The sequence below is a fragment of the Chitinophaga ginsengisoli genome, assembly GCF_003014595.1.
Taxonomy (GTDB): domain Bacteria; phylum Bacteroidota; class Bacteroidia; order Chitinophagales; family Chitinophagaceae; genus Chitinophaga; species Chitinophaga ginsengisoli.
Genome location: NZ_PYGK01000004.1, coordinates 308,009 through 333,580, shown reverse-complemented (window position 1 = coordinate 333,580; position 25,572 = coordinate 308,009). Strand labels below are relative to the sequence as shown.

Below are 25,572 nucleotides of genomic sequence, written 5' to 3'. Positions count from 1 at the left end.
AAAATCTTGAGATCATTATTAGTTAAACATTCAACTATTAGGTCAAAAAAAAGCTACTCTTCTTCGAGATTGCTTTTAATAACTAGTAATGATTTGGTTACGTTCCTGATATAGTCTGCAGACAGCCCTTTGCTGACTTGTGCATGTAATTCGTGAATGATAGGGATGAGCAGGTCGGTTACTTCCCGGCCTGCTTCCGTCATGTGTATAATTTTATTCCTTCTGTCGTTGGGATCTTCTACCCGCAGCACCAGTCCTCTTTTAGAAAGATTGTCGAGCAGGTAAGTAATACTCGTCTTATCCTTGTTCAACAGGTTCGCTATTTCCTGCTGATTGATCTCTCCACGCTCCATCAATGTGCTGATCACCTGCAGCATTTCAAAGGTGAGGTCAATATTCTGTTCCCGCAATCTACGTTGTACAAAATGCCGCATGGCGTCTCTTACAACCGATACAGCCTCTCCCAATGCCTTTATATGAACAATATCTTCAGGTGATTTCACATGCTAAAGTAATCATTAAATAGTTAAACCTACAACTATTTCTCAAAATCTTCCGCCACCATCTGCCCATTGCACATACCGCCTGCCTTGAGGCCACCTGCGGCCGCAGCCATCACCTGGTGAAACATGGGATGGGCCACATCGCCGGCAGCAAAAACACCCGGTATAGTTGTCTGCTGAAACTCATCTACTTTAACAGAGCCCGCTTCCTCCAGTTCACATCCCAGCTGAACAGCCAACGCTGTATGATACTCCATGCGAACAGCCCTGACATAAGCGCCATGCTTATGATGTACCATTCCATCTGCCAGTATCAACCTGATACCATCTGCAGCATCTTCCACTGCCGTTACGGGTGTTTCTATCAGTCCAATACCGCGTTGCTGTAACTTTGCCTGCTGTTCGGCAGAAAATGCGCATTGCCCGTTGGTAAATACAGTCAGGTCTTTGTTCAGATTATAGATCGTGGTAATCAGATGATAAGCCATATCATCATTACCGATCAGTGCCATAGGCGTATCCTTCATTTCCCACCCATGACAATAAGGGCAATGGACCACCTTATCTCCCCATAAAGCATGAATACCTTTTATCTCCGGCAGAATATCCTTTACGCCTGTAGCCAGAATCACCTTACGGGCGATATAGCTCTCTCCTGATGCAGTTTCCAGCCGGAAACCACCCTCTTCTTTCGCAGCCGAGATCACTTTGTCCTGCGCGATCGTAACAGATGGATATGCTTTCAGCTGTTCCCTTCCAATGTGAAGGATCTCTAACGGTGATACACCGTCCCGTGTAAATACATTATGTGCACGTGCTGCCGGTTTGTTACGTGGTTCACCTGTGTCGAATACTACTGTTTTACGTATAGAGCGACCAAGTATTAATGCGGCGGCAAGCCCCGCTGATGCTCCGCCTACAATGGCGACGTCTAATTGCTGTATATTCTTCATGCAATAAAAGTACGCAGGAAGCATTTTGCTGCAATAGGATTAACTGCGGATTTTATAGGACAAATCAAGGGTTATCAGAAATACCTTGGACATCTTGTATTGTCCACTTTATTATTGTGTGGAAATAAAATACCGATGGATAACTCATGAGAACCTCTCTGGTAGCTGGATATCCCATTTGTAGAAAGATCATAGGAATAACCCAGCCGCATATTATCTGATATGAATACTTCTGTCATCAGGCTGACAGCCGTACCTGGATCTACCGATGAGGTCAACGCAGGTTTTCCCCACAGGTTCACACCTGCACGATAGGAAGCGCCCAGCCACAGCCGCTCCTGCAATAATACAAACACGTTAAGGTCGATATTGGTAGGTCCCTTCAGGTCTTCTTTGATCATCAGTGAAGGCTTCAGTTTTATATCATCTGAAAGATATACCACAGTACCACCACTGAGATAGATATGCCGGGACTTACGTAAAGTTGAATACAGTGTGCCGTTACCAAAATACATCTTACCACCGGTATAGGCAGAGAACAGGTCCATAATGGAAAAGCCTATAAAGGTCCTGTAAGTATTGTAATAAATACCGAAACGCGCATCCGGTACAAGTGTACTTTGTTTACCCAGTGTCAATGCCGGATCGTCTGCATCTACATATTTACGCGAACTACCATCTACTGCATATTGTGTTACGCCCACACCCAGACCGATACACAAACGGCTGTCATTCGGCATAGGTATACGGTAAGCATAAGAGCCATACAGGGAAATAGACTCCTGCGGACCGAGACGATCCCATGTTGCCTGTGCGCCTAGTCCCACCCTTTTAGTGTATACATCAGTAACACCATCCAATGCAACAGTACCTGTTTGTGGTGCACCCTGGAAACCGGCCCATTGCTGGCGGTAGGTACTGTGCAGGTATAACTCTTCCCTATATCCTGCATAAGCAGGATTTACACTCAGACCATTAAAAACATACTGACTGAACTGCACATCCTGCTGTGCCTGTGCCATGCAGGTCAGTAGCAGAAAGATGAACAGTAAGCAACCACTTTTCATAACATTATTTTTGGATCAGCTCTATGTATCCCTTATATACTTTTACAGCACGGGACATATTGATCTTCAACACATAATAATAGATCCCTGCGGATAATCCTGCGCCACCCCAGTTGTTACTATAGTTACCGGAGTAATATACCTGATTGCCCCAACGGTTATATATTTCAAGTACAGAACCCGGATACTGTTCTATTCCTCTCACAATGAAATAATCGTTCTTACCGTCGCCATTGGCTGTTACCACATTAGGAATATAGAGATCAGGAGAAACCTCCACCGGCTTGGTGCTTGCAGTATTATTATCCGGATCAGGATCTGTTTCCTGACCGGATACAACGGCGGTATTCTCCAGCCATCCACCTCTTGTAATACGTGTAGTGAATGATAACTGCAAAGGTTTATTTACATAGACCGCATCAATCGTCCATACCACCTGTCGTGTACGGGTATTGAATGTAGTATTACCACCAGTAGTAGTAATGTTCACGACATCTTCCAGCATATTGGAAATGTCATCTGTCACAATAACCCGTGTAGCATGATCCAGGCCCTTGTTGTTCACCGTAATGGTGAAGGTCACTTCATCTCCTATTGTCGGTGCATCTGCAATGGCAATGCTCTTAATGATAGACAGGTCAGCAACAGTACTGTTGCTGTAGTGAATGCTTTTTGAGCAGGTGCCTTTTGTGTAAGGATCGGTTACCGCAATGGTAATTGTTCCTGTACCCACTACATCCGGAGAAAGTGTACTGAAATTACCCTTACTATCTGTATGTGTTGTAGTAATACTGCCATCAGGATAAGTCACCAGGATATCAGCACGTGGCATTGCCTTTCCTGTAATGGTCAGTAAACCGCCATCTTTTTTTACAGGAGCGTCGACAAGGAATACAGGAAATAACTCTGTCAGTGATACATTGACAGATGATGTACATCCGTTCTTATCTGTCACTGTTACACTATAGTTGCCGGCCGGCAGATTAGCGATCTTAATGCTGCTGGCACCGGTGCTCCATGCTATACGGTAAGGCGGTGTACCACCTACGGCATTCAGTGCAAGAGAGCCTGAATTTTCACCGTGGCAGGTGATATCTTTTGGTGTTACGATCAGCCCTATAGCAGCAGGGGCTGATACGGTAACGATTTCCGGCGCTGATATACAACTCTTCTCATCCGTCACCTGTACGCTGTAATCACCTGCTTTTAGATTGGAAAAGGTATTCTCTGTTTTCCAGTCGCCACCGTTCAAAGCGTATGTATAATTATTGCCTGACGATTGTACAATGATACTTCCATCACTACCATAACTACAGGAAGCGGGAGTGCTTGATGCAGTGAATGTCGGCAATGGCGGCATCACCATTGTGAAATCTGTTTTATTAGTGCAGCCATTGGGAGAAGTGATCTCATAGCTGACAACAGCTGTACCGGGTGCTATTCCGGTGGCATGCCCGACTGCATCTATCACCAATACACTGGCATCGCTGCTGCTCCATACACCACCGCTGGTGGCGTTGCTCAGGGTAGTGCCCCGACTATCAACACATATCATATTGACTCCCGTGATAGGCGCTACAACGGGCTTTCCTTCTACTGTCACTGTTGTTGTTGTCGTATTCGCGCATGAACCATTTGTGAACGCATAGTTTACTGTATACACACCGGGTACACTGGCAGCGAGATCCAATTGTCCTGTCCGTGCATCAATGGCCAGTCCGGCGCCGGCGCTGAATGTACCACCGGTAGTGCCGGTCTGAATGATATCAGCAGTACCTGTATAACAGTATACCGCACGTCCGTAGGCAATCGTTGCCCTTGGTAACGCGTTTACTATGATGCTGATATCTGTAGCGTTGGTACAGCCATAATTATCTGTTACGGTATAACTCACCACCGCTGTTCCTGCTGTTATACCAGTTACTGTACCAGCAGCATCTATTGTAGCAATGCCTGTATTGTCACTGCTCCATGTACCGGTTGCAGTAGTGTTGTTCAGGGTTATCTTTTGTCCTTCGCATACTACAGGACCACCGGTAATAGCGGCAATTAAGGGCAGACCATGAATATTGATAGTCGCAGTAGCTGTATTCGTACACTGTCCGTCAGTGAATGTATATGTGATAGTATGTATACCTGTTGTACTTTTCTGCAGGTCAATGATACCGGTAGCCGCATCAATGATCAATCCGGCAGTACCACTGTATGTACCACCTGTTGTACCGGTCTGGGTTACAGTAGCGATACCTGCGGCACAATTATCTGCCGGATAGCTGATAGTAGCAACAGGCAATGCATTAACAGTCACAAGGGCGGTAGCAGCTGAAGATGTGCATCCGCGCCCGTCAACCGCAGCAACAACATATGTATAACTGCTTCCGGCAGAAGCAGGAACTGCGGTAGTGTTCTGCGCCTTGTCATCGGTAAAAGTTCCACCGGTAGCAGGTAAGGATGACCATTGATAAGTATAAGGGGGCAGTGTATTACCCGCTGTTGCAGACAAGCTCAGGGAGTCTCCTGCGCAAATGCTGGTGCTGCCTGCTGTTGCAGTAACAGTTGGCCGCCCATATATTGTCATGGTAGTAATAGCGGTAGCCTGGCATCCTGTAGCATCTGTCACAGCATAGGTGATATCTGCATATCCTTCGCTTACCGCTGTTATTTTCCCTGTAGCATCTACAGTAGCTGCCGTGGCATTATTGGTGGACCATACACCTCCGGCGGTAGAATTCGCGATGATACAGGCCGTGCCTGCACATATACCCGGTGTTGCAGGTGTTAGCGTGCTGGAAGGCAGTACCCCTGCCATAGGAATGATGGAGATATCGTCCAGGGCGAGATCGTTCCCGTTGCTGCCACTGGCATTATTCTGCAGGAAGATATCAGCAGTATTGCCAGGCGCATTAAATGTAAATGTATATGCTGTCCAGCTGCTGCTGGTCACAGCTCCTGTGCTGAAAGAAGAGATCACAACACCATCTGTACCCGCCAGTCCAGCAAGGACATCCGGCTTAACAGGCGCCGCGGGATTGGTATTCGCCACCCAGAAACTCAGCTTGTAAGGTTGTCCGGGAAGCAGGTTGGTCAGCCTTTTTCGATAAAAAACTTCTTTCTGCGCAGTACCATTCACCAGCATCATATTACCCGTGCTGGTAGTATGGTCCGTCAGTGTTCCGGTATTGTCTGCTGTAGCGATGGCATAGTAACCATCACCAATATTGTTGTTATTCTGATAGTGATAAGATGTAGTAACAACAGGGGCTGTTGCTGCCGTACCAAAATCTTCTGTCGATATCACACCACAGGCCTGCGATATGGCTATTGGCGCCAGCAATGCTTCACGTACCACAACATGCACCACTTCTCCTGCTGTTACATTGATGTTAGCCTGTGCAGTGCTGATGGATGCAGTTGAATTATTTGCAGGATCATATAGTGTGATGCTTTCAAGGTTCCAGCCTGCAGGGGTTATTGCGGACAACGTATAACTACCTGCATCCACAGGCAGTATAATTCCATTTCCTTTATCAGGAAGACGCGGCCTTTCATCATCTATCCAGATACCCTGAGATGTGCGCGCATAAATTGTTCCCGCAGTATAAGTTGCTACAGATGTACACCATGCCTGGCCCGCAGGACCAGCAGTAATATGGCTGAAGAAGGTATTAACTGTTGCATCGGGTATCCAGGTAAAGCCCCCGCCCCATTTATAACCATTGGCATAGATGGTTCCATCATCGTCAAACGCAACATCTGTCGCACCAGGACTGCCAATATTAGTGGCTGCTCCTCCTGTAAATGGTAATGTAAATACAGTACCGCTGGTGCTGTAATAAACAAGCTGTCCGGACGAAGGTAATATGTCCAACCGGCTGGCACCAGTACCTGCAGACGCCAGTACTGTCCAGGCATCCGTATAAGGCGCTGCTACTGCGTCATTTTTCCAGATACTGCCATCGTCCGTCACGACTGCAATACGTCCGGCACCATACGTAATATCTGTTGCTTTCAGACCACCATGTGCAGTTGGCGTGTATATAAGTTGCTGATTACTACCATCAAAGAAGTATGCGTTGCCGTTAGGATCTACGCTAACAAACTGTCCGGGCCCTGCGCCATCCAGCGAGGTACCCGTCAATCCGGTGGCCGTCCACTGGCTGCTGCCAGCTGTCCTGTGATAAATATCTCCGGAAGTTTCCAATGAAGCCCATAACTCTCCGTCTCCCAGCCCGTTAGCAGTAATGCCATGACTGGCACCTATATCATAGGTACGGTCGGACATAAACGGCTGATCATTCAGGTAAAAGTCAGGAATGACCGTAGGGCCTCCATTCATAGTGAACTGAAAATCAGGAGACGATTCTTCATTTAATGCGCTGACATGTACGTAGATATATCCTTTTTGTGCTATTGCTGTTGATACAAAAAAAAATACCGGCGACAAAGTTTTCAATAATGCAATGGCAATTCGATTCATAAGTAATTGGGAACTAGATGGATGCCAACGTGTGGTCATCCACTAAAAAGCACAATCCTGTTCCTAATATAGAGATATTTACAATATAAATATAATATGATCGGAAATTAATATAGTTATAACCGGAATAGCCTACACGAAACCATTGAGTTATATTACTTTCTGTAAAAACAGGTAATTATAAAAGCCCGCCATCCCGTTGCAGGGAACGGCCTGAATATTGCAGTTATATATTAGCCGGTTTGACCGGTTTCCCTAAAACACTTTTTTAAACATTTAATGATGAAAAAGCTCACTCTTCTCCTGCTGATATTACTGGTTGCCACCGGCAGCATTTTCGCACAAACTAATGCGGGAGACAAGATACTTGGTACATGGTTGAACGAAGAAAAAGATGGTAAGATCGAGATCTATAAAAACGGCAGCAAATATTTTGGGAAGCTGATTTGGGGGAAGAACATGTATGAACCAGATGGCAGCTCCAGAACGGATATCAAGAACCCTGATCCGAAATTGAGAAGTCGTAAACTACAGGACCTGGTGCTGCTGACCAATTTCACTTACGACGATGGAGAATGGGAAGGTGGAAGGATCTATGATCCGAAAAGTGGAAAGACATATAGCTGTGTAATGAAGTTCAAAGGAAATATATTACAGATCAAGGGTTATGTAGGCATTACATTATTTGGCCGTACTACCGTGTGGACAAAGGCATAAACCCCTGAAAAAAGCCGGGCAGGCCAGGGAAGGCGGTGTCTGATGAACAACCGCTTTCCTCAACCTGCCGGCCAAACCCGTTGGCATAGGTTTGTTATTCTATCTGTCCCTGAATGGTATTCTCTTAGAACACGCTATGCTTTTAGCTGCCGTGAAGCAGTGATCAATTCCTTTCTGTTACTTTCTGAAGTTGAAATTCCTTGAGATATTGAATCCGAAGAAGATATCTCCTTTACCCCAGCTACCATTTGTTTTAGACAGATAATAAGGTCCGATCATTCCATTGGAGTTGGTGAATACCAGCTGAAATACGTGTCCGCCGGTCTCAATGTCCACGCCCATGGAAAGTGAATTATATACTTTAGTTGACACTACCTGGTTATCTAACAGATAGCTGTATTCGGCTGTAAAACTCATTCTCTTGGTGAACTTCATTCTGCCGCCTGCGCTGATGGCAAAGAGGTCATTCTTGTCCTGAGGCGTAGCTACCAGGTTGTAATGTGTCCATGATGGCGCCACCTGCAGAGAAAGGTTTCGTGAAAACTTCCTGGCTATGAGTAGCTGGGAAGTATAACTGGTACGGTAACGCGTATTCAGAAAAGATTTATCCGTATAACGCTGTGTATAGTGTGTTACAAGTTCATACAAACTGATGGAAACAGGAATGGCGCCTGCACCTTCCGTCTGACGTAATAGCTTGTACTTGATGTTACCATCAAATGCTTTGTCAACAGAACTTCTGCCTACGCCTACGGATAACCTGTCAGTTATGCCATAATCCAGTCCAAAGCGGATAGAAGCGTTGTCCAGTCCGAATAGCTCATAAGCGCCCTGATTCAGCTTACCAAAACGGTGCATAATGAGGAACTGCAGGTTTTGTTTACCAGGCGATTCTACAGTAGGCATATTGACCAGCTGTGTGGCTTTGAACGTACCGGTTACGATATGCGCCCTATCGGCAGCATTCTCCGAATTGTTCAACATATTCAGCAGACTTGTATCCTGCGCGATGGCAGCTACATTTCCAAGTAATAAACACAATATGATATAACAGGCTATCTTTTGCATATTCAAACTATTTTGCCGGCAGACACACCGCGACTATTTTTACATTTATTTGTGACGCAATCTTATCTTTTACCAGAGACGGGATCTTGATGTCGAAGTCAGAAGGTTTGACTGCAAAAGCAGATTTTGCAGTTAACTTTCCATCCTGTACTTCCAGCTCTCCAGGCACAGTAACTTGCTGGGTAACGCCGTGCAGCGTCAGTTGCCCGCTTACCTGCACCTTGTAGATACCAGGCTTAGTGGGCACGTCACCGGTAAAAGTACCGCTGAATTGTGCCTTAGGAAACTTATCGCTTTCCACATAGTTCTCATTATAGTGCTCCTGCATCAACTCTTTAGGAAACAGGAAATTCCGCTGCAACAATGTAAACGCTACGGATTTCTTTGTGAGATCTACAGCTGCGAAAGCCTGTGTGTTCTCAGCCTTGATATCCTCCAGTGGTGTTTTGGAGAAGAAGCTGACATTTCCGTTTCTGGTCATAAATGTCTGGGCCTGCATAGGCAGGTAAGACAGACACACCAGTACAATAAAGCATATGGTTCTCATCTTCACTACAGTTTTAGTTGTTCAATGCACCATGATTGATCCAGGATCTGATCTTATTGATATTACAATCAGACAGTTTAGAACCTCCCTGTGGCATAGCAGGATAACCAGCATCATGATTGATCACGTGCAGGAGATTACCATTATCGGCCTGTGTTTTCAGTCCGGCATAGTTGCCTAATGATACGCCACCGCTTACATTACCATTACCATGACAGCTATAGCAACTGCCGCTGATGATAGGCAATACGTCTCTTGTATACTGCATATTTGCGGTATCGCAGCTGTTATTACCGCCATCAGGAGGGTTAGGATTATTGTTGGTGATATCCTGTTCATTGTCTTTCGAGCAGGAAACGATGGTTGTTGTGCATGCAATAGCAATTGCAAATAAAGGGAACAGTAGTTTTTTCATGATCAGTGTTGTTACTTGTTATTTATAATAGTTGCGTCGACAATACTTACATCCATCAGCATTCCGGTACACAGTCCTTTAATGAGTACGGACTCTCCTATTTTAGGAAGCTGTTCCTCTTCGCCCGGTGCTATGCTACAATTCACACCACCATTTCCCTGTCCTGCGAGTAATACGGATATTGATGCGCCTGTTTTTTGTATATCAGTTACAGTGCCTTTTACTTCCACTACCTTATTCACATAATTGCTGTTGGCCTGCTGTTCATTACTGGAAAATTCCTCATACAGTTGCTGTGCACTGATATGTTTATCCGTATGGGACTCCGCTGCAGAAGTCCTTGGTTTGTTATACAAATAGTATCCTGTTCCCGCTGCTATAAGGCAAAGTAATGCCCCTGCGAGAATGATCAATTTTCTTCGCGTCATGTTATTAGTCTTATTAAGTACGGTTCTTATTTAAGCCGTAATGGCCGGGTGAGGCCAATGTTCATGCCTACACTCGTTACAGGCAGTTTTCCAACACCAATACCTTTTACAGGTATCATTGCATATGGTTCTACCCGCAGGGTTCCCAATATTCCCAGAGGGCGTTCATACCCCACGCCCAGGTGTACATTTGCGAACCAGTCTTTCGTAGCTTTTTTATACACCCAATCCCGGTCTCCATAAGTTCCATAGTATTCGTAACTATAGTTATAGCCCTGCTTTTTCATGATGTACGATGACATCCCTCCGTTGACATACCAGTTGCTCTTAGTACCGGTTGCAAAAGTATACCGCACATTCAGTGGTATTTCATACATATTACACCATCCGTTCACGTTTATCAGATTCATGTCAGTCGGCCATGGCGTCTTCTTTGTTTCGAAGTATTTACCGTCTGAATAGTAATATTTGCGTTCGTATATCACCCCGGTTTCCACTGCCAGTCGTTTACTGAACCGGTAACCTGCTATCAGCCCTACGTTATATCCTACATTGGAGGTACGCTGAAATTTCACTGTGGTAATATCGGGGCTTGCAATCAATCCATAATACAAGCCTTTTTTCAGCGATGCAGGTTCCTGTTTCACCTTTGGCGCCTGCACGGCAGCATTGCTGTCAGACTTTGCAAAAGCAGGTATCCTGATCCTGTTATTTGCATGCAGTATATGCATGTCAGCATGCATCTCCCTGTTCGCAGCTCCATGGATGCCATCAAGACTCAATGAAGTAGAATTAACAGCAGTTATCCCCCGCCTGGCAGCAGGATAACTGCTGGTGGGAATATCCTGTGTTACGCTGGCGCGTACAGTGTTATTCCCGGTGTTCCTGTTCACGGCGTATTGTTCACTGTTCTCTGTTGTTAACCGGTTGTGGCTATGTTGTGCTGTTTTTACTGTAACCTCCTGCCTATCATTCCTGACTACATGTTCATATGTGCCCTGATGATTACTACCGGTACCAACTTTGTTTACCGTTAACTGGCTTCCGTTTATAGCCTCTTTACTATGTTGATCTTTTTGTGTTTCGTTGTGATTTTCTTCCTGTACGATTTGAACACTGTCAGTGTAACTATCAACAGGCATCTGTTGCTGGTCAGGATGAAATAATGCCTTTCCCCCATCTCCTGAAAGAAGACGTTCCCCGTTATACAAGCCTTTAACAGCAGTAATCATCAGCATGGCGGTCATGATCCCAAAGAGACCATATCTGAACCACCAGCGACCCTTACGCTCGCCTGTAGCCGTCCCCTGCTGAGTATTCTCAGCCTGCTGCAATCTGTTCCGCATAGCTTCCCAGTCTCCTCCGCCTGTATTCAGGGGATAATCTGAGGCCGCATTGCGGAAAAGTTCGTCCATATCGTCGTCTAGGAGCTGCATACGTCTATTTCAGGTATATCTGTGTTTAATTTTTTCTGTAAATACGCCCTCGCTTTTGCCAGGTTTGACTTTGAGGTTCCAATACTGATATTGAGCTTATCAGCAATTTCCTGGTGGGAGAACCCATCTATTACATACATGTTGAATGCCACCTGATAGGATGGTGGTAATTCTTTGACCAGTACAATCAACTCCTTGTAATATAACTGCTGCTCTGCGGTCTGCCCTACGTCCGGCACTTCCCATACTTCTTCGGGTATGCCTCCGATCTCCGGTATCATATTTTTCCGTCTCAGTTCATCTATTGCTGTATTGACCATGATCTTCCTGATCCATCCCATCAACATCTTCTCCTGGTCTTCTGTTTCTTCACAACTGAACTTGTCAAAACGGGTAAATACCTTCACAAAGCCATCGTTGACCACATCCTTCGCATTCTCATACCGGTAAATGTACCTGAACACGATCTTAAAAGCATAGCCATAGTATTGCTCATACAATAACTTTTGGCATCTGGGCTGTTTATTAATGCACCCCTGTATTATGGTAGTCAGTTGTTCCAATGCTTATCAATCAATAGAGGCTCATGTGTGTCCTGTATACCTTCTAAATACGGAACCTTGAAAGAAAGGTTGCCTGAGGTATAAAATATTTTCCAGATAAGAATCCTACAGCTATATAAACAACTATAAACCAATGATTTTTAAAAGAAAATTATTCCTGGCTTTGGTATTATCTGGGGTAAAATTACGGTTTTATTGCCACCCGGGGGTGGAATCCCGCGTTACAAACAAAACGCCGATTCGGGGGGTGTGCCCCCCGGTTCCTGGGGTTGAAACCCCAGGCTACAAACAAAACGGCACCTACGGAGCCGATTGATGTTTTGTTGCTTAACGGGGTTGAAGCCCAATTATCAACCCGGGTGTGAAACCCCGATTATCCCCGCGGGTGAAACACCGTTTCCCGGGGTTGAAGCCCCGGGAAACAAACAAAACGGCACCTACGGAGCCGATGGATGTTTTGTTGCTACCGGGGTTGCCCCGCGCAGACACACGGTCGCGTCACCGGCGGACCGATTGACGTTTTGTTTTCCCTAACGGGTTCCCAATAATTATTTATTTGATTTCCTTTTTCCAGCTGGCAATAGCCGCTGTATCGGCCGGGGTGACCTTGAGGGGCCCCTCCTGGGTGATGTCTATCTGCTGACCCGACTGCAGGGACAGATCTTTACCTTCGGTCTGGACTCTGACCGTACTTCCCAGAGCGGTAATCACCATATGTGAAGGAGTGGTATAGGCATGTATATTAAAATGAGTCCCTGTTACGTCTGCATAAACCTCGTAACCGCGGATATGAAAAGGCTGCCCGGTGCTGGTGTTCGCCCGGAAGCTGGCCTCCCCTTCCACTTCTACCACCCTTCCTGCTACACTATACGTGGCGGGATATCTGACCGCACTGCCGGTATTCATCCACACTTCCGTGCCATCGGGCAGAGTACTCCTGGACTTATGCTGACCGGAAGAAGACATGGCCCTGAAAGAAGCAGATCTCTCTGACCGCATGATGATCAGATAAAGACCTGGCCCTACTATCAGGAACACCAATGCGACAATAGCGTACAGATAATTGAGGCGGTGAGAATAGAGCCGCCTGATCAGCGGGGTACTGTCTGCCGGTATGGGCCGGTCTATGGCCATAGCTTTTGATACAAACGGCATCCAATGTTCATTAAAGGGGGAAATAACCGGCGGGTACTCCTCCAGCAGCTTCGTTTTCTCTACCACCCACTGATTATGCCGGGATGATACGCTGCTGTGCGCCACCTCCTTCAAACATTGCCTTACTGACTGATGCACGGCATTGATAGCGCAAGTAACCGTATCTACAGACAACTGCATAGTGGCTGCTATCTGGGCGGACGACATTCCTTTCAGCCGGTGCATCTCATAGATCAGCCTCCGCTGCTCAGGCAGCGATAGGATCGTATCGTGAATCAGTGACTGGTAAGCTTTGTAATGCTGTATTTCAGGAGGAAGATCTTCCTCATACTGTGGTATGGGCAACAGCTCGGCAGAGGATGTATCCTGCAGATAATTATAACACTCCTGCAAGGTTACGGAGCGTAGATAAGCGTCCAGGTCTTTTACGAGCGGTAACTTATCCCTGTGCAGCCAGATGATAATGAAGGTTTCCTGCAATACGGCGTTAATACAACGGACATCTCCTTTCAGGACAACAGCCAGATCAGCATATACCAAAGGAGCCACCGCCCGGAAGAAGCGGACAAAAGAAGTTTCATTGCCATCTGCAATGTCCTGCAGCAGTTCTTTCTCGTGGTAATTTGTCTCCTCCATAACTCCAACGATAAGAACAGGAATATACGAAATATACAGCACCTGATCAAACCTCTTGCCTATTGCTGGCTTCAATGATCAATGGCAAATGTGTAGCTTTGCGGCACGGCCAAATCATCGGTAATATGAATTTCGAGCATAAAGTTATCTGGATCATTGGCGCCTCTTCCGGTATCGGGGCGGGCCTGGCGAAAGCACTAGCGGTACAAAAGGCACGCCTGATCATTACATCCCGTGAATATGCTGCGTTAAGATCACTGGAAGCGCAGCTGGAAGGCCACACAGGTTGTATGATACTGCCAGCTGATATGACTGACAACACAGCATTAACACAGGTGGTAGCGCATGCCATCAGCGCCTATGGACATATTGATATCGTTATTCATTCAGCGGGCGTAGGACAACGCTCCCTGGCCATCGATACACAGCTATCAGTATACCACCAGCTGATGAACGTTAACTTCTTTGGCCCCCTGACCATTACACAATACCTGTTGCCTCATTTCAAAAGGCAGGGACACGGACATGTAGTAGCCATTAGCAGCATGTCGGGCCTGATGGGCTTTCCTATGCGTAGTGGTTATGTTGCGTCCAAACATGCATTGAAAGGATATTTTGAAACGCTGCAGGTAGAGCATACCCTGAACAACTTTTATGTGACCATTGTAAGCCCCGGCAGGATCAAAACAGGACTATCCCTGTCTGCACTTACAGGAGACGGCGCGCCTTACGACAAGATGGATGAAGGCCAGCTGAATGGTATTCCAGTGAACGAATGTGCGGTCAAAATACTCACAGCTATCAGCCGTAAAAAGAAACATGTGATCATTGCCAGAAGCGAACGGCTGCTATACTGGCTGCGTATACTACTACCTCCTGCTTATTATCGCATTGCCAGAAAGAGAGGTATGGGTAATCAATAACAGCATATGCCATGTTCATGAGATTGCTGTAGTACATACTGGTAAGATCTTTGATCTTATCTATACATGCGTAAAAAGTCCTCATCTTCTACGCCTTCCGGACGTACACGGGCTCAATTCCCCGCTACGGTGTCACCCATGCTGGCCACACTGGTAGATAAACCAGTGGAGGAGCCGGGCTGGATGTATGAGGTAAAATGGGATGGGTATCGCGCAATAGCCTTGCTGAATAAAGGTGACGTACAACTCATCTCACGCAACAATAAACCATTCGATGAGAAATTCTATCCTGTTCATGATGCACTGAAAGCCTGGAACATCAACGCCGTAACAGATGGAGAAATAGTGGTACTCAATGAAAGCGGTACTTCCAGTTTCGGCGATTTGCAGAACTGGAGAAGTGAAGCGGATGGTGAATTGATCTATTATGTGTTTGATCTTTTGTGGCTGAATGGGTATGACCTTACACAGTTACCACTCATTCAACGCAGGCAGCTATTGGAAAAACTGTTTCCGGCGCCGGATATTATCCGGTTTAGCGCCGGCTTTACGACGTCTCCTACAGAATTCCTCGCAGCAGCACAATCACTGGGACTGGAGGGGATCATCGCTAAAAAGGAAGATAGCACCTACCATCCCGGCATACGCACAACTGATTGGTTAAAGATCAAGATCAATAAAAGACATGAAGTAGTGATAGGTGGTTATACCCGTAATGAAAACTCTTCCAAACCTTTCAGTTCATTACTGGTAGGCGTGTTTGAAGATGGTAAACTGCAATATACCGGTAAGATCGGTACAGGGTTTACTACCGCGAGACAGAAGGAGATGATGCAGTTATTCAAGCCACTGACCATCAAAAAATCTCCTTTTACCACTGTTCCCGATGTCAATAAACCTTCCCGCTTCAGGCCCAATCCTCCGAAGGCAGTAGCTACCTGGTTAAAGCCGGAGCTGGTATGTGAAGTAAGTTATGCAGAGATCACGTCGGATGGTGTGATGCGCCACCCCTCTTTCGAAGGGATGCGGGAAGATAAAGCAGCAAAAGACGTTATGAAAGAAGCGCCCCAGTCCGTTCAGAAAGCTGCAAAGAAAACAGGTACGGCTATTTCACAAAAGATGTTAACACCGGTAATTGGTGGCAACCGTAAAACATTACTCAATCCATCCGAAGATACACAGGTCAGGAAGATCAATAAACATGAACTGAAGTTCTCCAATCTAAATAAAGTATTCTGGCCGGAAGAGAAATTCACCAAACGGGACATGCTGAACTATTATTACCAGGTAGCGCCCTATATTATACCTTATCTGAAAGACCGGCCCCAGTCACTGAACAGGTTTCCCAACGGTATAAAAGGCAAGAGTTTTTATCAGAAAGATGTAACAGGCAAAGCACCCGACTGGATCAAGACCTTTCCCTATCATACCAGTGAAGGGGAAGACAAGAATTTTATGGTGGGTACAGACGAAGCCAGCCTGTTATATATGGCTAACCTGGGTAGTATTGAAATGAACCCATGGAACAGCAGGATACAAAAACCGGATCATCCGGATTGGTGTATTATTGACCTGGATCCAACAGAAAAGAATACCTTTGAGCAGGTAATACAAACAGCGCTTGTCACCAAAGAAGTTCTTGACAGTATCAAAGCCCCGGGATATTGCAAAACATCCGGTTCCACCGGCATACATATCTACATTCCTTTAAACGCTAAATATACTTACGATGAATGCCAGTTGTTCGGTAAGTGGATCGCTACACAGGTACATGCGGCATTACCTTCATTTACCAGTATAGAACGTATGACGCAGAACAGGCGGGGCAAAATATATGTTGACTACCTGCAGAACAGGCCCAAAGCTACACTGGCCGCCCCCTACTCCCTGCGACCAAAACCAGGTGCTACGGTGTCTATGCCGCTACATTGGGAGGAAGTAAAAAAGGGTTTAAAGATGAAAGACTTCAATATTACCAACGCTGTTGCCCGGATCAATGAAATGGGCGATATATTCAAACCTGTACTCGGCAAGGGAATTGATATGAAGAAGATACTACGTGATGTACAAGCATGAAGTATATTTATTAACCTTTAAATTCTACATTATGGCAAAGTATTCAAGAAAGAGCCAGGACAAAGTGGAAGAGAATATGCATGAAATGAAGGAAGGTAAACTGAAAAGCGGCAGAAGTGGTAAGAAGGTCACTAATCCCAAACAGGCTATCGCCATAGGCTTATCAGAAGCCAGGAAAGAAGGTGCTAAAGTACCAAAGAAAGCTGCTGCAAAGAAGAAAGCTGCACCTAAGAAAAAGGCTGCTGCAAAGAAGGCTACAACTAAGAAGGCAGCGCCTAAAAAGAAAGCAGCTGCAAAGAAACGGGCTACACCGAAGAAAGCGGCTGCTAAAAAAGCAGCTCCAAGGAAAAAAGCGGCTGCTAAAAAATCCACAGCGAAAAAAGCTACAGCGAAGAAGGCCGCACCTAAAAAGAAAGCGGCTGCAAAAAAACGGGCTACACCGAAGAAGAAAGCTGCTGCGAAGTCTTAAAATTGAAATCAGAGAGACTGTAAAATGTCTTGTAGCACTTAATTGATGGCAGCCATCAACTCATTTTATGGTCTCCATTTTATCAAACACAAGGATTAGCGTATAATCGGTATTGCTGGACATCAATTTGGACAGCTTTTCAGTTTAGTTCAATAACTGCTTTTGTTCCTTTCAAAAGAAATGTTACAATATTCCCAGCTAAGGGCGATTTTACGCTTAGCTCCAAACTCTCTTTAGCTCCTGGCGCAATCAATTTAGTTGCGGCTAAGGAAAAGTCATTTACCCCACCGACCGAATCTCGTATTTGGAGATATTGGCCAATATTAGTTTGATTAAAAACATACTGGCCATTAGACTTATTTTCAATCAGGATCGATAATACCAGCCCCTGATACTGAAGCGTGATTTGCAAATCTTCTACAGTTGTTTCAATTCCAATCCCCGACCAAATAAACACAGTTTCTATACCTAACAACCTTTTCACAAGTTTTCCCACGTTAGTATATGGATTCAGCTGATAAACGGGAGTATCAGGCAACAATCCGGAAGAGGTCTTTTGGTATTCCAACCATGCCGAATTTTCCAATGCAATTGCTGTTCTTTCCTGTAGTCGGGAAAAAGTATCAATATAAGTCTTCTTTTCGTACTCGGGAAAATATCCACACCCTGCTAATCTATCAATAATGTCTTTTGATTTAGGAAAAGCAGTATTTGACTTTTCAAAATGCAGCAGTACCCAATGTTCAAAAGAAATACTTGAGAATGCGATATTAACCTTCTTACCCAGCACCTGCTGATTGGCGAGATCAAATGCTTCGCGGTGTTTAGTATAACCATTTTTATCAAATACGGCCCAGACTTCATCAAATTCATCAATCCTTGATCTGGCCTCTTCAACTAAACCTAATGCGTGAGAAGAATGTGCTTCATCATTTTTATCTGGATAAATGGTTATCGCCAGGTTAAAATCCTCTTCGACAATTTCTTTTATCTTTTCAAAGTAGATAGGTTCGGTGTTTTTACCTTCACAAGCAATAAAAATTGAAGTAGGAGGAACTCTCTTTTTTTTACTCATGATCAAAAATAAATTCTATTTCTTTAATCTTTGGTTGTCCACCAAACTTTCCGTTCATATACCATTTATCAAAGGGAGTATCGTCCCTGACGCCCTCAAAGTCTTTCGCTGAAAAAAGATCAGTAACACCATATTTATTCTTTTCCGAAAACCAGATCTGATCTTTCCGAAATACTTCTTTATCCAATAAAGTCACTTCGTGTGTGGCAACGACAAGCTGGCTATTTTTCGGGTTGCTTATAGGATTATTAAAAAGTCTGACAAGGAACTTTGACAATCTTGGATGAAGACTGTTGTCTAACTCATCAAAAAATATTGCGCCCCCCCTTTCCAATCTTTTCAGGATAATTCCCCCCAATGCAAATAAAACATTTGTTCCGGCAGACTCTTCTCTCAAAGGAAGTTCTTTTACTCCTACCTCACTTCCATTTTTGTATACGGTGTGCTGCGCAGAAACTCTACTTCTACCTATGTTGTAGTTGGATTCGCTTGAATTATCATTTGCAAAATATACCCGATTATCATCTGAGGTCTCCCTGATGCTAATACCGCTGATTTTGGTATCAGCGATACGTAATAGCTTATTTATTCTTTTTCTCAAATTATCATTCTCAGGCAATAACAACTCATTGGCGATCTCTTCTCTTAAGCTATTTATTCTGATTACGTCAAGCGCATTCCAAACTTCTATACTATCAAAATATAGGTAAACCCCTGTTAACATTTCATGAGGCACATCCTTTCCAAATTTGGATAGCAGCAATTGGTTTTTGAAAACCGGATATTCTTTATATCCTAAATCTTTCGACAATTTTCCTGTATGTATAAACTCAATCTCTTTAACATTGCCTTTCTCCGGAGCAGTTCTTTTAAAGAGATTATGTTTCTGACCTTTAGGATAATAATCCAGTTCTTCTAACAAGACTTCTTGTCTCGTAAATTCAATTTGATACTTATACTTAATATAATTGGTTTCCCCTGGCAATGCAAATTCAATTGCCATTTTCGTTGGCGCCTGGTCTGTATCCTGATCGAATAAAAAAGGCTCATAATATCGGATACTACTTTCAACTCTTATATCCGTAGACTTTTTAATAAACTCCGTCAAATTGTATAGCGCCCTAATAAAATTAGTCTTTCCGGAAGCATTTGGACCATAGATCACTGCCGACTTTAACAACTTCACTTTCTGCTGATTAGCCAACTCAATTTCGAAGAAATTATCTGCTTTACTCTGACCTGATTCAGCCTCAAGAGTGAAGTCAAAAGTATCTTTAATTGATCGAAAATTGGTAATTGATACGCCTAAAATCATACCTAATATCTCCCATTTTTACGCAAAATACGCAAATTCGCCCAGTATTGGGAACAAAAACATAAAAAACACCTTATCAACCACCTGGCACTTTAGTTGTCCACGCACTATCTCCCAGCTTTAAGAACAAATTAAATAGCGTTGAACTAACAACAGATTGCGGGCAATTAAAGTCCCTTCTGGCATCTTTTACAATCCAACCTTGCGCCAAGGCTCGATCAGCCTTCCTCAATAATGTGCCTGTAAATACATTTACTGCCTGAAAATGTGGTATCCCCTTAACCGTTAAGGAATCTACCATATCCCGGACAGACTGCCATGATAAATTGAAGATTTGGGCAATAGAAAATTCCTCTAGTAATGCATCAAAGGCAGCTTTAGTTTTCTCCCCAACTTCTATCTCTTTAAAATGTCTGCTTTCCAAAAGATAAATTAAGTATTCAATGCACTCATCCAGAACGAGGGCCCGCCATAATACTTTACACTCAGTTTGCCAATGTTCCGGCCAATTACCAGAAACTATCATTTCCTGTAGCTTCGCGATATATGCTTTTTTCTCTTGAGCAGAGAATGAAGGTAAAAGCTCCCATTGAACTTCGGAAGGATAATAAGCAGTGATAGCTGTAACCTCTTCATTAAATGTAAAACAGTCTATTTTACTTTCAGGACTGACACTAATTAATCCACATTCTTTAAGACTAACTTGCATCTGCTTGATAAAATCGAAAGTAGGAGCAAGTTTTACCTGGGTTTTGTCGAAGAGAAAGAGAAATCTAAAATCCTCACTTATCGAATGCCTTGTCAAAGCCATTAAATAAACAGATGCTTCAAATGATAACTCCTGTACTTCATGTGGAGGGATAAATATTGAAGAGCATTTTTCCAATATAAGCGATCTTTGCTTATCTTTTTTCCTTTCCGCCCGTAAACGAGCATATTGTCGGCAGTTATCACACCGGCAATACTCGCCTGTAACATGGCCACAGCTTGGACAAAGGGGAGCTGACTTTATATTAAAACTATTTCTTGACTCATAATGGGAAATGAGGTTTATATTTTCACAATAGGGACAGTAAAGAGTTTCACATATCGTAGGAGGAAACAATTTATTGAGCATTGTAGTTTTCGTATCTATTCTAAATTCGGTAATAAGATCGCTCAACTTTTCCTTATTATAAAAACGTTGAATGAGCTGGCCAATTTCTTCTTTACTTAAATGTGATAATTTGGGATGCATAAACAAATCTCTTGAGGATAAATTTACTTTATACGAATTGTCGTCTCGAAATTCCTATGAATAAAATTACTATTATTTACTAGACATGCTTATTAACCAGATCTTTCAAATAGGATATTCGACATCAATGATGTCGACAATACCAACCCGGAATTTTAAACCCTAGCATTTCAAACACAACATTTTTGTAAGAAAAATACTTAAAAGAACGGACATGAAAAAATTGCCGTCTCCATTTACTTTCCCGACAACCAGGCGAGGAACTGAGGTGCTTTTTCTTTGCTGATGGTGATCACCTCTTTAAAAGGCACTGACAGGTTCACACTCAGCTTACGGGCTACATAGTGTGATGCGTCTTTTATAGCCTTACGGTTAACGAGGAATTGTCTGTTTACCCGGAAGAAATCATTACCACAAAGCTGCTCGGCTTCTTCAAGAGATTTCTTCAGGTAATAGTGTTGCCTGTCGAAGGTCATCAGGTATAAAGTCTCTTTCTCGATATAAAACAATACGATACTATCCAGCCTGACCGGCACTATCTTGTCTTTGTAGTATACCAGTATCGCCGCAGGTTTGGAGGTATGCTGCTGTACGGTTTCTGCGATTGTATTGGCGGGGTTGTCTGTGCCTGCTCCGGTGAACTGACGGCGCAGGTTATTATACTTTTTGATGGCATCTGCGATGGAGGCATTGGTGAATGGCTTCAGGATATACTCAATGCCATTGGTCTTAAATGCCTGCAGGGCGTATTCATCGTAGGCAGTACAGAAGATCACGGGCGCTGAGACTTCTACCGTTCTGTAGATGTCGAAGCTCTCTCCATCTCCCAGTTGTATATCACTAAAGATAAGATCCGGCATATCGTTCTGTTGAAAATAGGTCACGGCCTCTCTGACTGATTTCAGCATTGCTACAACTTCCACCGTATCATCCAGTTGCTGGATACTTTCTTTAAGATCCTCTGCCGTCAGCAACTCATCCTCTATAATCACTACCCGCATGCTGTAAGATTTTTATTTTTACGGTAAATGTTCTTCCATCGTCTTCAATCAGAATATCTTCTCCCGTCAGCATCTTATAACGTTCTGACAGGTTCATTAATCCGCTGCCGGTAGAAGCTTCTGTCTGATGTTTCACCTGCAGGTTATTCATCACTTTCAGATAATCACCTTCCTGGATCACATCGAGGTACAAAGGATCTTCACTGGTGAGTACATTATGTTTGATCGCATTTTCCAACAAGGGCTGCAATGAAAAGGCCGGCAGCCAGCGGTTGCCCAATGCCTGCTGATCGATATCGATGGAGAATTTCAGGGCTTCTCCTGCACGCATTTTCTGCATTTCCAGGTAGTCCACACTTAACTTTATTTCATCCTTCAGCGAAATAATATTCTTGTGTCCCTTCGAAATACTGGCGCGTAGAAAGTCTGACAAATGGATCAGGTATTCTTCTGCCTTATCCGGATGACGGCGTATGAGCGACTTCAAGGTATTCAGCGCATTGAAAAGAAAATGTGGATGGATCTGTTGTCGTAATAACTGATTGATAGCTTCTGTATTGGCAAACTTCAGCCGGGCATTCTCCAGTTCTGCATCATTTTTGGCATGTACCATGGTGATGTAGTTATGGACCATTAGTACAAAAGCGTTAAATACAGTGCCATGTAACATAAATAATAGAGGCCATATATCCCTGTTCCTCACCTGCTCATACCAATCAGGGATGACGAAGGTATGCAGGTTGGTAGATATTACCGTTCTGAACATCAGGAAATTGAAGAGCAATGCGCCTGAGAAACTGGCCATAAACCTGTAAAATCTGAACTGACGGGAGAAATAACTCCAACGCCTGGAAAGCCAGACCTGTACGCCCACATTGTACAAGCTAAGGAACAGAATAGCCACAAAGATCACGGTCGATTTGACCAGGACTGTAGTCAGTGAATATTCTTTGGCAGAAGAGGTCAGCCCCACCAGGATGGCGATACTTAGCGCTGCAATTAAACTTACGCGTACGAGACTTTTTACTGGTAATCTTTTCATGTGCTTCGGACTGCAAGTTAAGCACAAAGGTTGGGTAGCGTCAATTTTCGGGTGTCCATTTCAACCGTTATTTTGTCTGTTTCGGCCCCGCCACTTTTTGCATATCAGATAATTATTATTTGTTTCGCACTAAATTTTACACCTGATGAAATCAAAATTGTTGCTCATTGCTGTTTTGCTGACGGCCGGTAAAGCCATGGCACAGCAGAAACATACAATTAGCGGAACCATTAAATCCAAGGCCAAAGGAGAAACCCTCATCGGCGCTACCGTAAGAGTCAGCGGAGGCGGCGGTACTACAACAAATGAATATGGATTCTATTCCATTACCCTCACAGACGGCAACCACAAACTGGAATTCTCTTCTATGGGTCTCCAAACCAACCATTTAGAGTTTGTGCTCCGGAAAGACACCGTTGTTAACATCTCCCTGGAAGACGAATCTGTCAGCCTGGGAGCAGTCACCATTACCGGTACCAGTACCAAAAGAAGCCTTAGCACGCCTCAGATGGGACTGGAAAAGCTGACTACCAAAGAGATGAAGAATGTGCCCGTACTGCTGGGTGAAAGAGATGCCATTAAAGTCATCCAGTTGCTACCTGGTATTAAATCAGCGGGCGATGGTAACGCCGGTATGTACGTACGTGGTGGTGCTGCAGACCAGAACCTGATACTGCTGGATGAGGCGCCCGTATACAATGCCTCTCACCTGCTGGGTTTCTTCTCTACATTCAACTCTGATGCGATTAAAGACATCGCCGTGTACAAAGGTGGTATGCCTGCACAATATGGTGGACGTTTGTCCTCTGTGCTGGACATCAAGATGAATGACGGTAACAACCAGGATTTCGGCGTGAGCGGTGGTGTTGGTCTTATTTCTGCCAAACTGAACGTGGAAGGCCCTATTCAGAAGGATAAATCATCCTTCCTGGTTACGGGACGCAGAACATATGCTGATATGTTCCTCAAGCTGTCCAGCGATTCCAGCCTGAATAAAAATACACTGTACTTCTATGATATCAATGCCAAGATGAATTATGAGCTGGGTGAGAAAGATAAATTATACCTCTCCGGCTATTTCGGTAAAGATAAACTGGGTGTAGGCGATCTGTTCGGCCTGCAGTGGGGCAATACCACCGCTACCCTGCGCTGGAACCACATCTTCAATAATAAATTGTTCTCTAATACCTCCCTCATCTATAGTAATTACGACTATACTATCTCCATTAACAGCGGCTCTGTGAATGCAGATATTTATTCGAAGATCAGGGACTACAATCTGAAAGAAGAGTTACAATGGTACCCATCTTCCAGCCACAACATCCGTTTTGGTATCAATTCCATTTACCACACCATCACTCCGGGACAAGTCACTACTTCTGAAACTTCTCAGATCAACGCCAGGACATTGGAAGACCGTTATTCCTGGGAGAATGCATTGTATGTCACTGATAACTGGAAAATGTCTGACAAGCTGAGCGCGACCTATGGTCTGCGTGTGTCTGCTTTCAGCGTACTGGGTAAAGGCGACTTCTTTAACATAGACAAGGAGGGTAAGATACTCGATACCCTGCATTATAAGAGTGGTGATTTTGTAAAGACATACGTAAACCTGGAACCCAGACTGGCGCTCAGCTATAAGCTGAACAGCACCTCTTCACTGAAAGCATCTTATGTACGCAACACACAGAACCTGCACCTGATATCCAATAGTACTACCAGCAGTCCTACGGATAAATGGGTGGCCAGCACCAACATCATCAAACCTGAAATATCCGACCAGTACTCTATCGGTTACTATAAAGACCTTTTCGGCGGCGACTATGAACTGACTGTTGAAACTTATTACAAGTCTTTACAAAACCAGATCGACTACCGTGATGGTGCTGATGTGAATACTGTCAGCAACGCAATAGAATCGGAACTGCTGTTCGGTAAAGGACGTGCTTATGGTATTGAGTGGTTGTTCAAAAAGAGAGTAGGTAAATTCAGCGGATGGCTGAGTTATACACTCTCAAAAACGGAGAGACAGATAGATGGTATCAATAACAACAAATGGTACAATGCACGCCAGGACAGAACACATGATATAGCGATTGTAGCGATGTACCAGGTAAGTAAGAAATGGACATTATCTGCCAACTGGATCTATTACACCGGCGACGCCGTGACTTATCCTTCCGGTAAATACCAGATAGATGGTCAGACTGTATATTACTTCACCGGCCGTAATACTTACCGCATGCCGAACTATCACCGTCTGGACCTGGGTGCTACACTGCAGCTGAAGAAACGTAAACGCTGGTCATCAGAACTGGCCTTCAGTCTGTACAATGCTTATGGCAGAGAAAATGCATACACTATCACCTTCGAAGACAGTAAGGAAGATCCGAATAAGACGGTTGCAAAACAAACGGCACTGTTCAAATTCATTCCTTCTATCTCTTATAACTTTAAGTTTTAATGACC

The 25,572-nt window shown here is 44.3% G+C and carries 21 protein-coding genes; 5 read left to right on the top strand and 16 right to left on the bottom strand.

Features of this window, described 5'->3' with window-relative positions; genetic code table 11:
• Positions 1-53 precede the first annotated feature (53 nt).
• The 4 genes from CLV42_RS12265 to CLV42_RS12250 all read right to left on the bottom strand — a co-directional run bounded on the left by CLV42_RS12265 (position 54) and on the right by CLV42_RS12250 (position 7,000).
• On the bottom strand, positions 54-503 hold the full coding sequence (locus CLV42_RS12265; protein WP_106602208.1) for a MarR family winged helix-turn-helix transcriptional regulator: 450 nt from the start codon (positions 501-503) through the stop codon (positions 54-56).
• A 35-nt stretch (positions 504-538) separates the two neighbouring features.
• A complete protein-coding gene (locus tag CLV42_RS12260; protein ID WP_170117482.1) occupies positions 539-1,456 on the bottom strand; it encodes an NAD(P)/FAD-dependent oxidoreductase in 918 nt (305 codons plus the stop codon).
• Positions 1,457-1,530: 74 nt separating this feature from the next.
• On the bottom strand, positions 1,531-2,523 hold the full coding sequence (locus tag CLV42_RS12255) for a PorP/SprF family type IX secretion system membrane protein (RefSeq protein WP_106602206.1): 993 nt from the start codon (positions 2,521-2,523) through the stop codon (positions 1,531-1,533).
• Positions 2,524-2,527: 4 nt separating this feature from the next.
• Entirely contained in the window at positions 2,528-7,000 is a 4,473-nt protein-coding gene (locus CLV42_RS12250; RefSeq protein ID WP_170117481.1) for a T9SS type B sorting domain-containing protein, read from the bottom strand.
• 282 nt (positions 7,001-7,282) lie between these two features.
• Here CLV42_RS12250 and CLV42_RS12245 point away from each other — a divergent pair, with 282 nt between their 5' ends.
• Entirely contained in the window at positions 7,283-7,717 is a 435-nt protein-coding gene (locus tag CLV42_RS12245) for a DUF2147 domain-containing protein (protein WP_170117480.1), read from the top strand.
• 177 nt (positions 7,718-7,894) lie between these two features.
• Here CLV42_RS12245 and CLV42_RS12240 read toward each other — a convergent pair whose 3' ends face one another.
• The 7 genes from CLV42_RS12240 to CLV42_RS12210 all read right to left on the bottom strand — a co-directional run bounded on the left by CLV42_RS12240 (position 7,895) and on the right by CLV42_RS12210 (position 13,965).
• Positions 7,895-8,785 (bottom strand): DUF5777 family beta-barrel protein, encoded by an 891-nt coding sequence (locus CLV42_RS12240; RefSeq protein ID WP_106602203.1) that lies wholly within the window; start codon positions 8,783-8,785, stop codon positions 7,895-7,897.
• Positions 8,786-8,792: 7 nt separating this feature from the next.
• Positions 8,793-9,332, bottom strand: a complete 540-nt coding sequence (locus tag CLV42_RS12235) for a YceI family protein (RefSeq protein ID WP_106602202.1) — start codon at positions 9,330-9,332, stop codon at positions 8,793-8,795.
• 13 nt (positions 9,333-9,345) lie between these two features.
• A complete protein-coding gene (locus CLV42_RS12230) occupies positions 9,346-9,747 on the bottom strand; it encodes a c-type cytochrome (RefSeq protein WP_106602201.1) in 402 nt (133 codons plus the stop codon).
• A gap of 11 nt (positions 9,748-9,758) precedes the next feature.
• Positions 9,759-10,175 (bottom strand): OB-fold protein, encoded by a 417-nt coding sequence (locus tag CLV42_RS12225; RefSeq protein ID WP_106602200.1) that lies wholly within the window; start codon positions 10,173-10,175, stop codon positions 9,759-9,761.
• Between the two features lie 26 nt (positions 10,176-10,201).
• Complete coding sequence (locus CLV42_RS12220) at positions 10,202-11,611, bottom strand: outer membrane beta-barrel protein (RefSeq protein WP_106602199.1); 1,410 nt, start codon at positions 11,609-11,611, stop codon at positions 10,202-10,204.
• Positions 11,599-12,111 (bottom strand): RNA polymerase sigma factor, encoded by a 513-nt coding sequence (locus CLV42_RS12215; protein ID WP_245901637.1) that lies wholly within the window; start codon positions 12,109-12,111, stop codon positions 11,599-11,601. Before CLV42_RS12215 ends, CLV42_RS12220 begins: the two co-directional genes overlap by 13 nt.
• Positions 12,112-12,726: 615 nt before the next feature.
• Entirely contained in the window at positions 12,727-13,965 is a 1,239-nt protein-coding gene (locus tag CLV42_RS12210) for a sigma factor-like helix-turn-helix DNA-binding protein (protein ID WP_106602197.1), read from the bottom strand.
• 125 nt (positions 13,966-14,090) lie between these two features.
• On the opposite strand from CLV42_RS12210, the gene CLV42_RS12205 reads away from it, so the two are divergent.
• From CLV42_RS12205 to CLV42_RS34300, 3 genes are all read left to right on the top strand, one after another.
• Positions 14,091-14,888, top strand: a complete 798-nt coding sequence (locus CLV42_RS12205; RefSeq protein ID WP_170117479.1) for an SDR family oxidoreductase — start codon at positions 14,091-14,093, stop codon at positions 14,886-14,888.
• A 66-nt stretch (positions 14,889-14,954) separates the two neighbouring features.
• Positions 14,955-16,964 carry a DNA ligase D gene (gene ligD / locus CLV42_RS12200; RefSeq protein ID WP_245901636.1) on the top strand — a complete coding sequence of 670 codons (2,010 nt, stop codon included), beginning with the start codon at positions 14,955-14,957 and terminating at the stop codon, positions 16,962-16,964.
• A gap of 31 nt (positions 16,965-16,995) precedes the next feature.
• Positions 16,996-17,433 (top strand): DUF6496 domain-containing protein, encoded by a 438-nt coding sequence (locus tag CLV42_RS34300; RefSeq protein ID WP_106602481.1) that lies wholly within the window; start codon positions 16,996-16,998, stop codon positions 17,431-17,433.
• A gap of 139 nt (positions 17,434-17,572) precedes the next feature.
• Here CLV42_RS34300 and CLV42_RS12190 read toward each other — a convergent pair whose 3' ends face one another.
• The 5 genes from CLV42_RS12190 to CLV42_RS12165 all read right to left on the bottom strand — a co-directional run bounded on the left by CLV42_RS12190 (position 17,573) and on the right by CLV42_RS12165 (position 23,103).
• Entirely contained in the window at positions 17,573-18,508 is a 936-nt protein-coding gene (locus tag CLV42_RS12190) for an RloB family protein (protein WP_106602194.1), read from the bottom strand.
• Positions 18,501-19,823 (bottom strand): AAA family ATPase, encoded by a 1,323-nt coding sequence (locus CLV42_RS12185; RefSeq protein WP_106602193.1) that lies wholly within the window; start codon positions 19,821-19,823, stop codon positions 18,501-18,503. Before CLV42_RS12185 ends, CLV42_RS12190 begins: the two co-directional genes overlap by 8 nt.
• A gap of 76 nt (positions 19,824-19,899) precedes the next feature.
• Positions 19,900-21,060 carry a hypothetical protein gene (locus CLV42_RS33690; RefSeq protein WP_146154370.1) on the bottom strand — a complete coding sequence of 387 codons (1,161 nt, stop codon included), beginning with the start codon at positions 21,058-21,060 and terminating at the stop codon, positions 19,900-19,902.
• A gap of 236 nt (positions 21,061-21,296) precedes the next feature.
• Complete coding sequence (locus CLV42_RS12170; RefSeq protein WP_106602190.1) at positions 21,297-22,061, bottom strand: LytR/AlgR family response regulator transcription factor; 765 nt, start codon at positions 22,059-22,061, stop codon at positions 21,297-21,299.
• Entirely contained in the window at positions 22,036-23,103 is a 1,068-nt protein-coding gene (locus CLV42_RS12165) for a sensor histidine kinase (protein WP_106602189.1), read from the bottom strand. Before CLV42_RS12165 ends, CLV42_RS12170 begins: the two co-directional genes overlap by 26 nt.
• A gap of 145 nt (positions 23,104-23,248) precedes the next feature.
• Here CLV42_RS12165 and CLV42_RS12160 point away from each other — a divergent pair, with 145 nt between their 5' ends.
• Entirely contained in the window at positions 23,249-25,567 is a 2,319-nt protein-coding gene (locus CLV42_RS12160; protein WP_106602188.1) for a TonB-dependent receptor, read from the top strand.
• Positions 25,568-25,572: the final 5 nt, after the last annotated feature.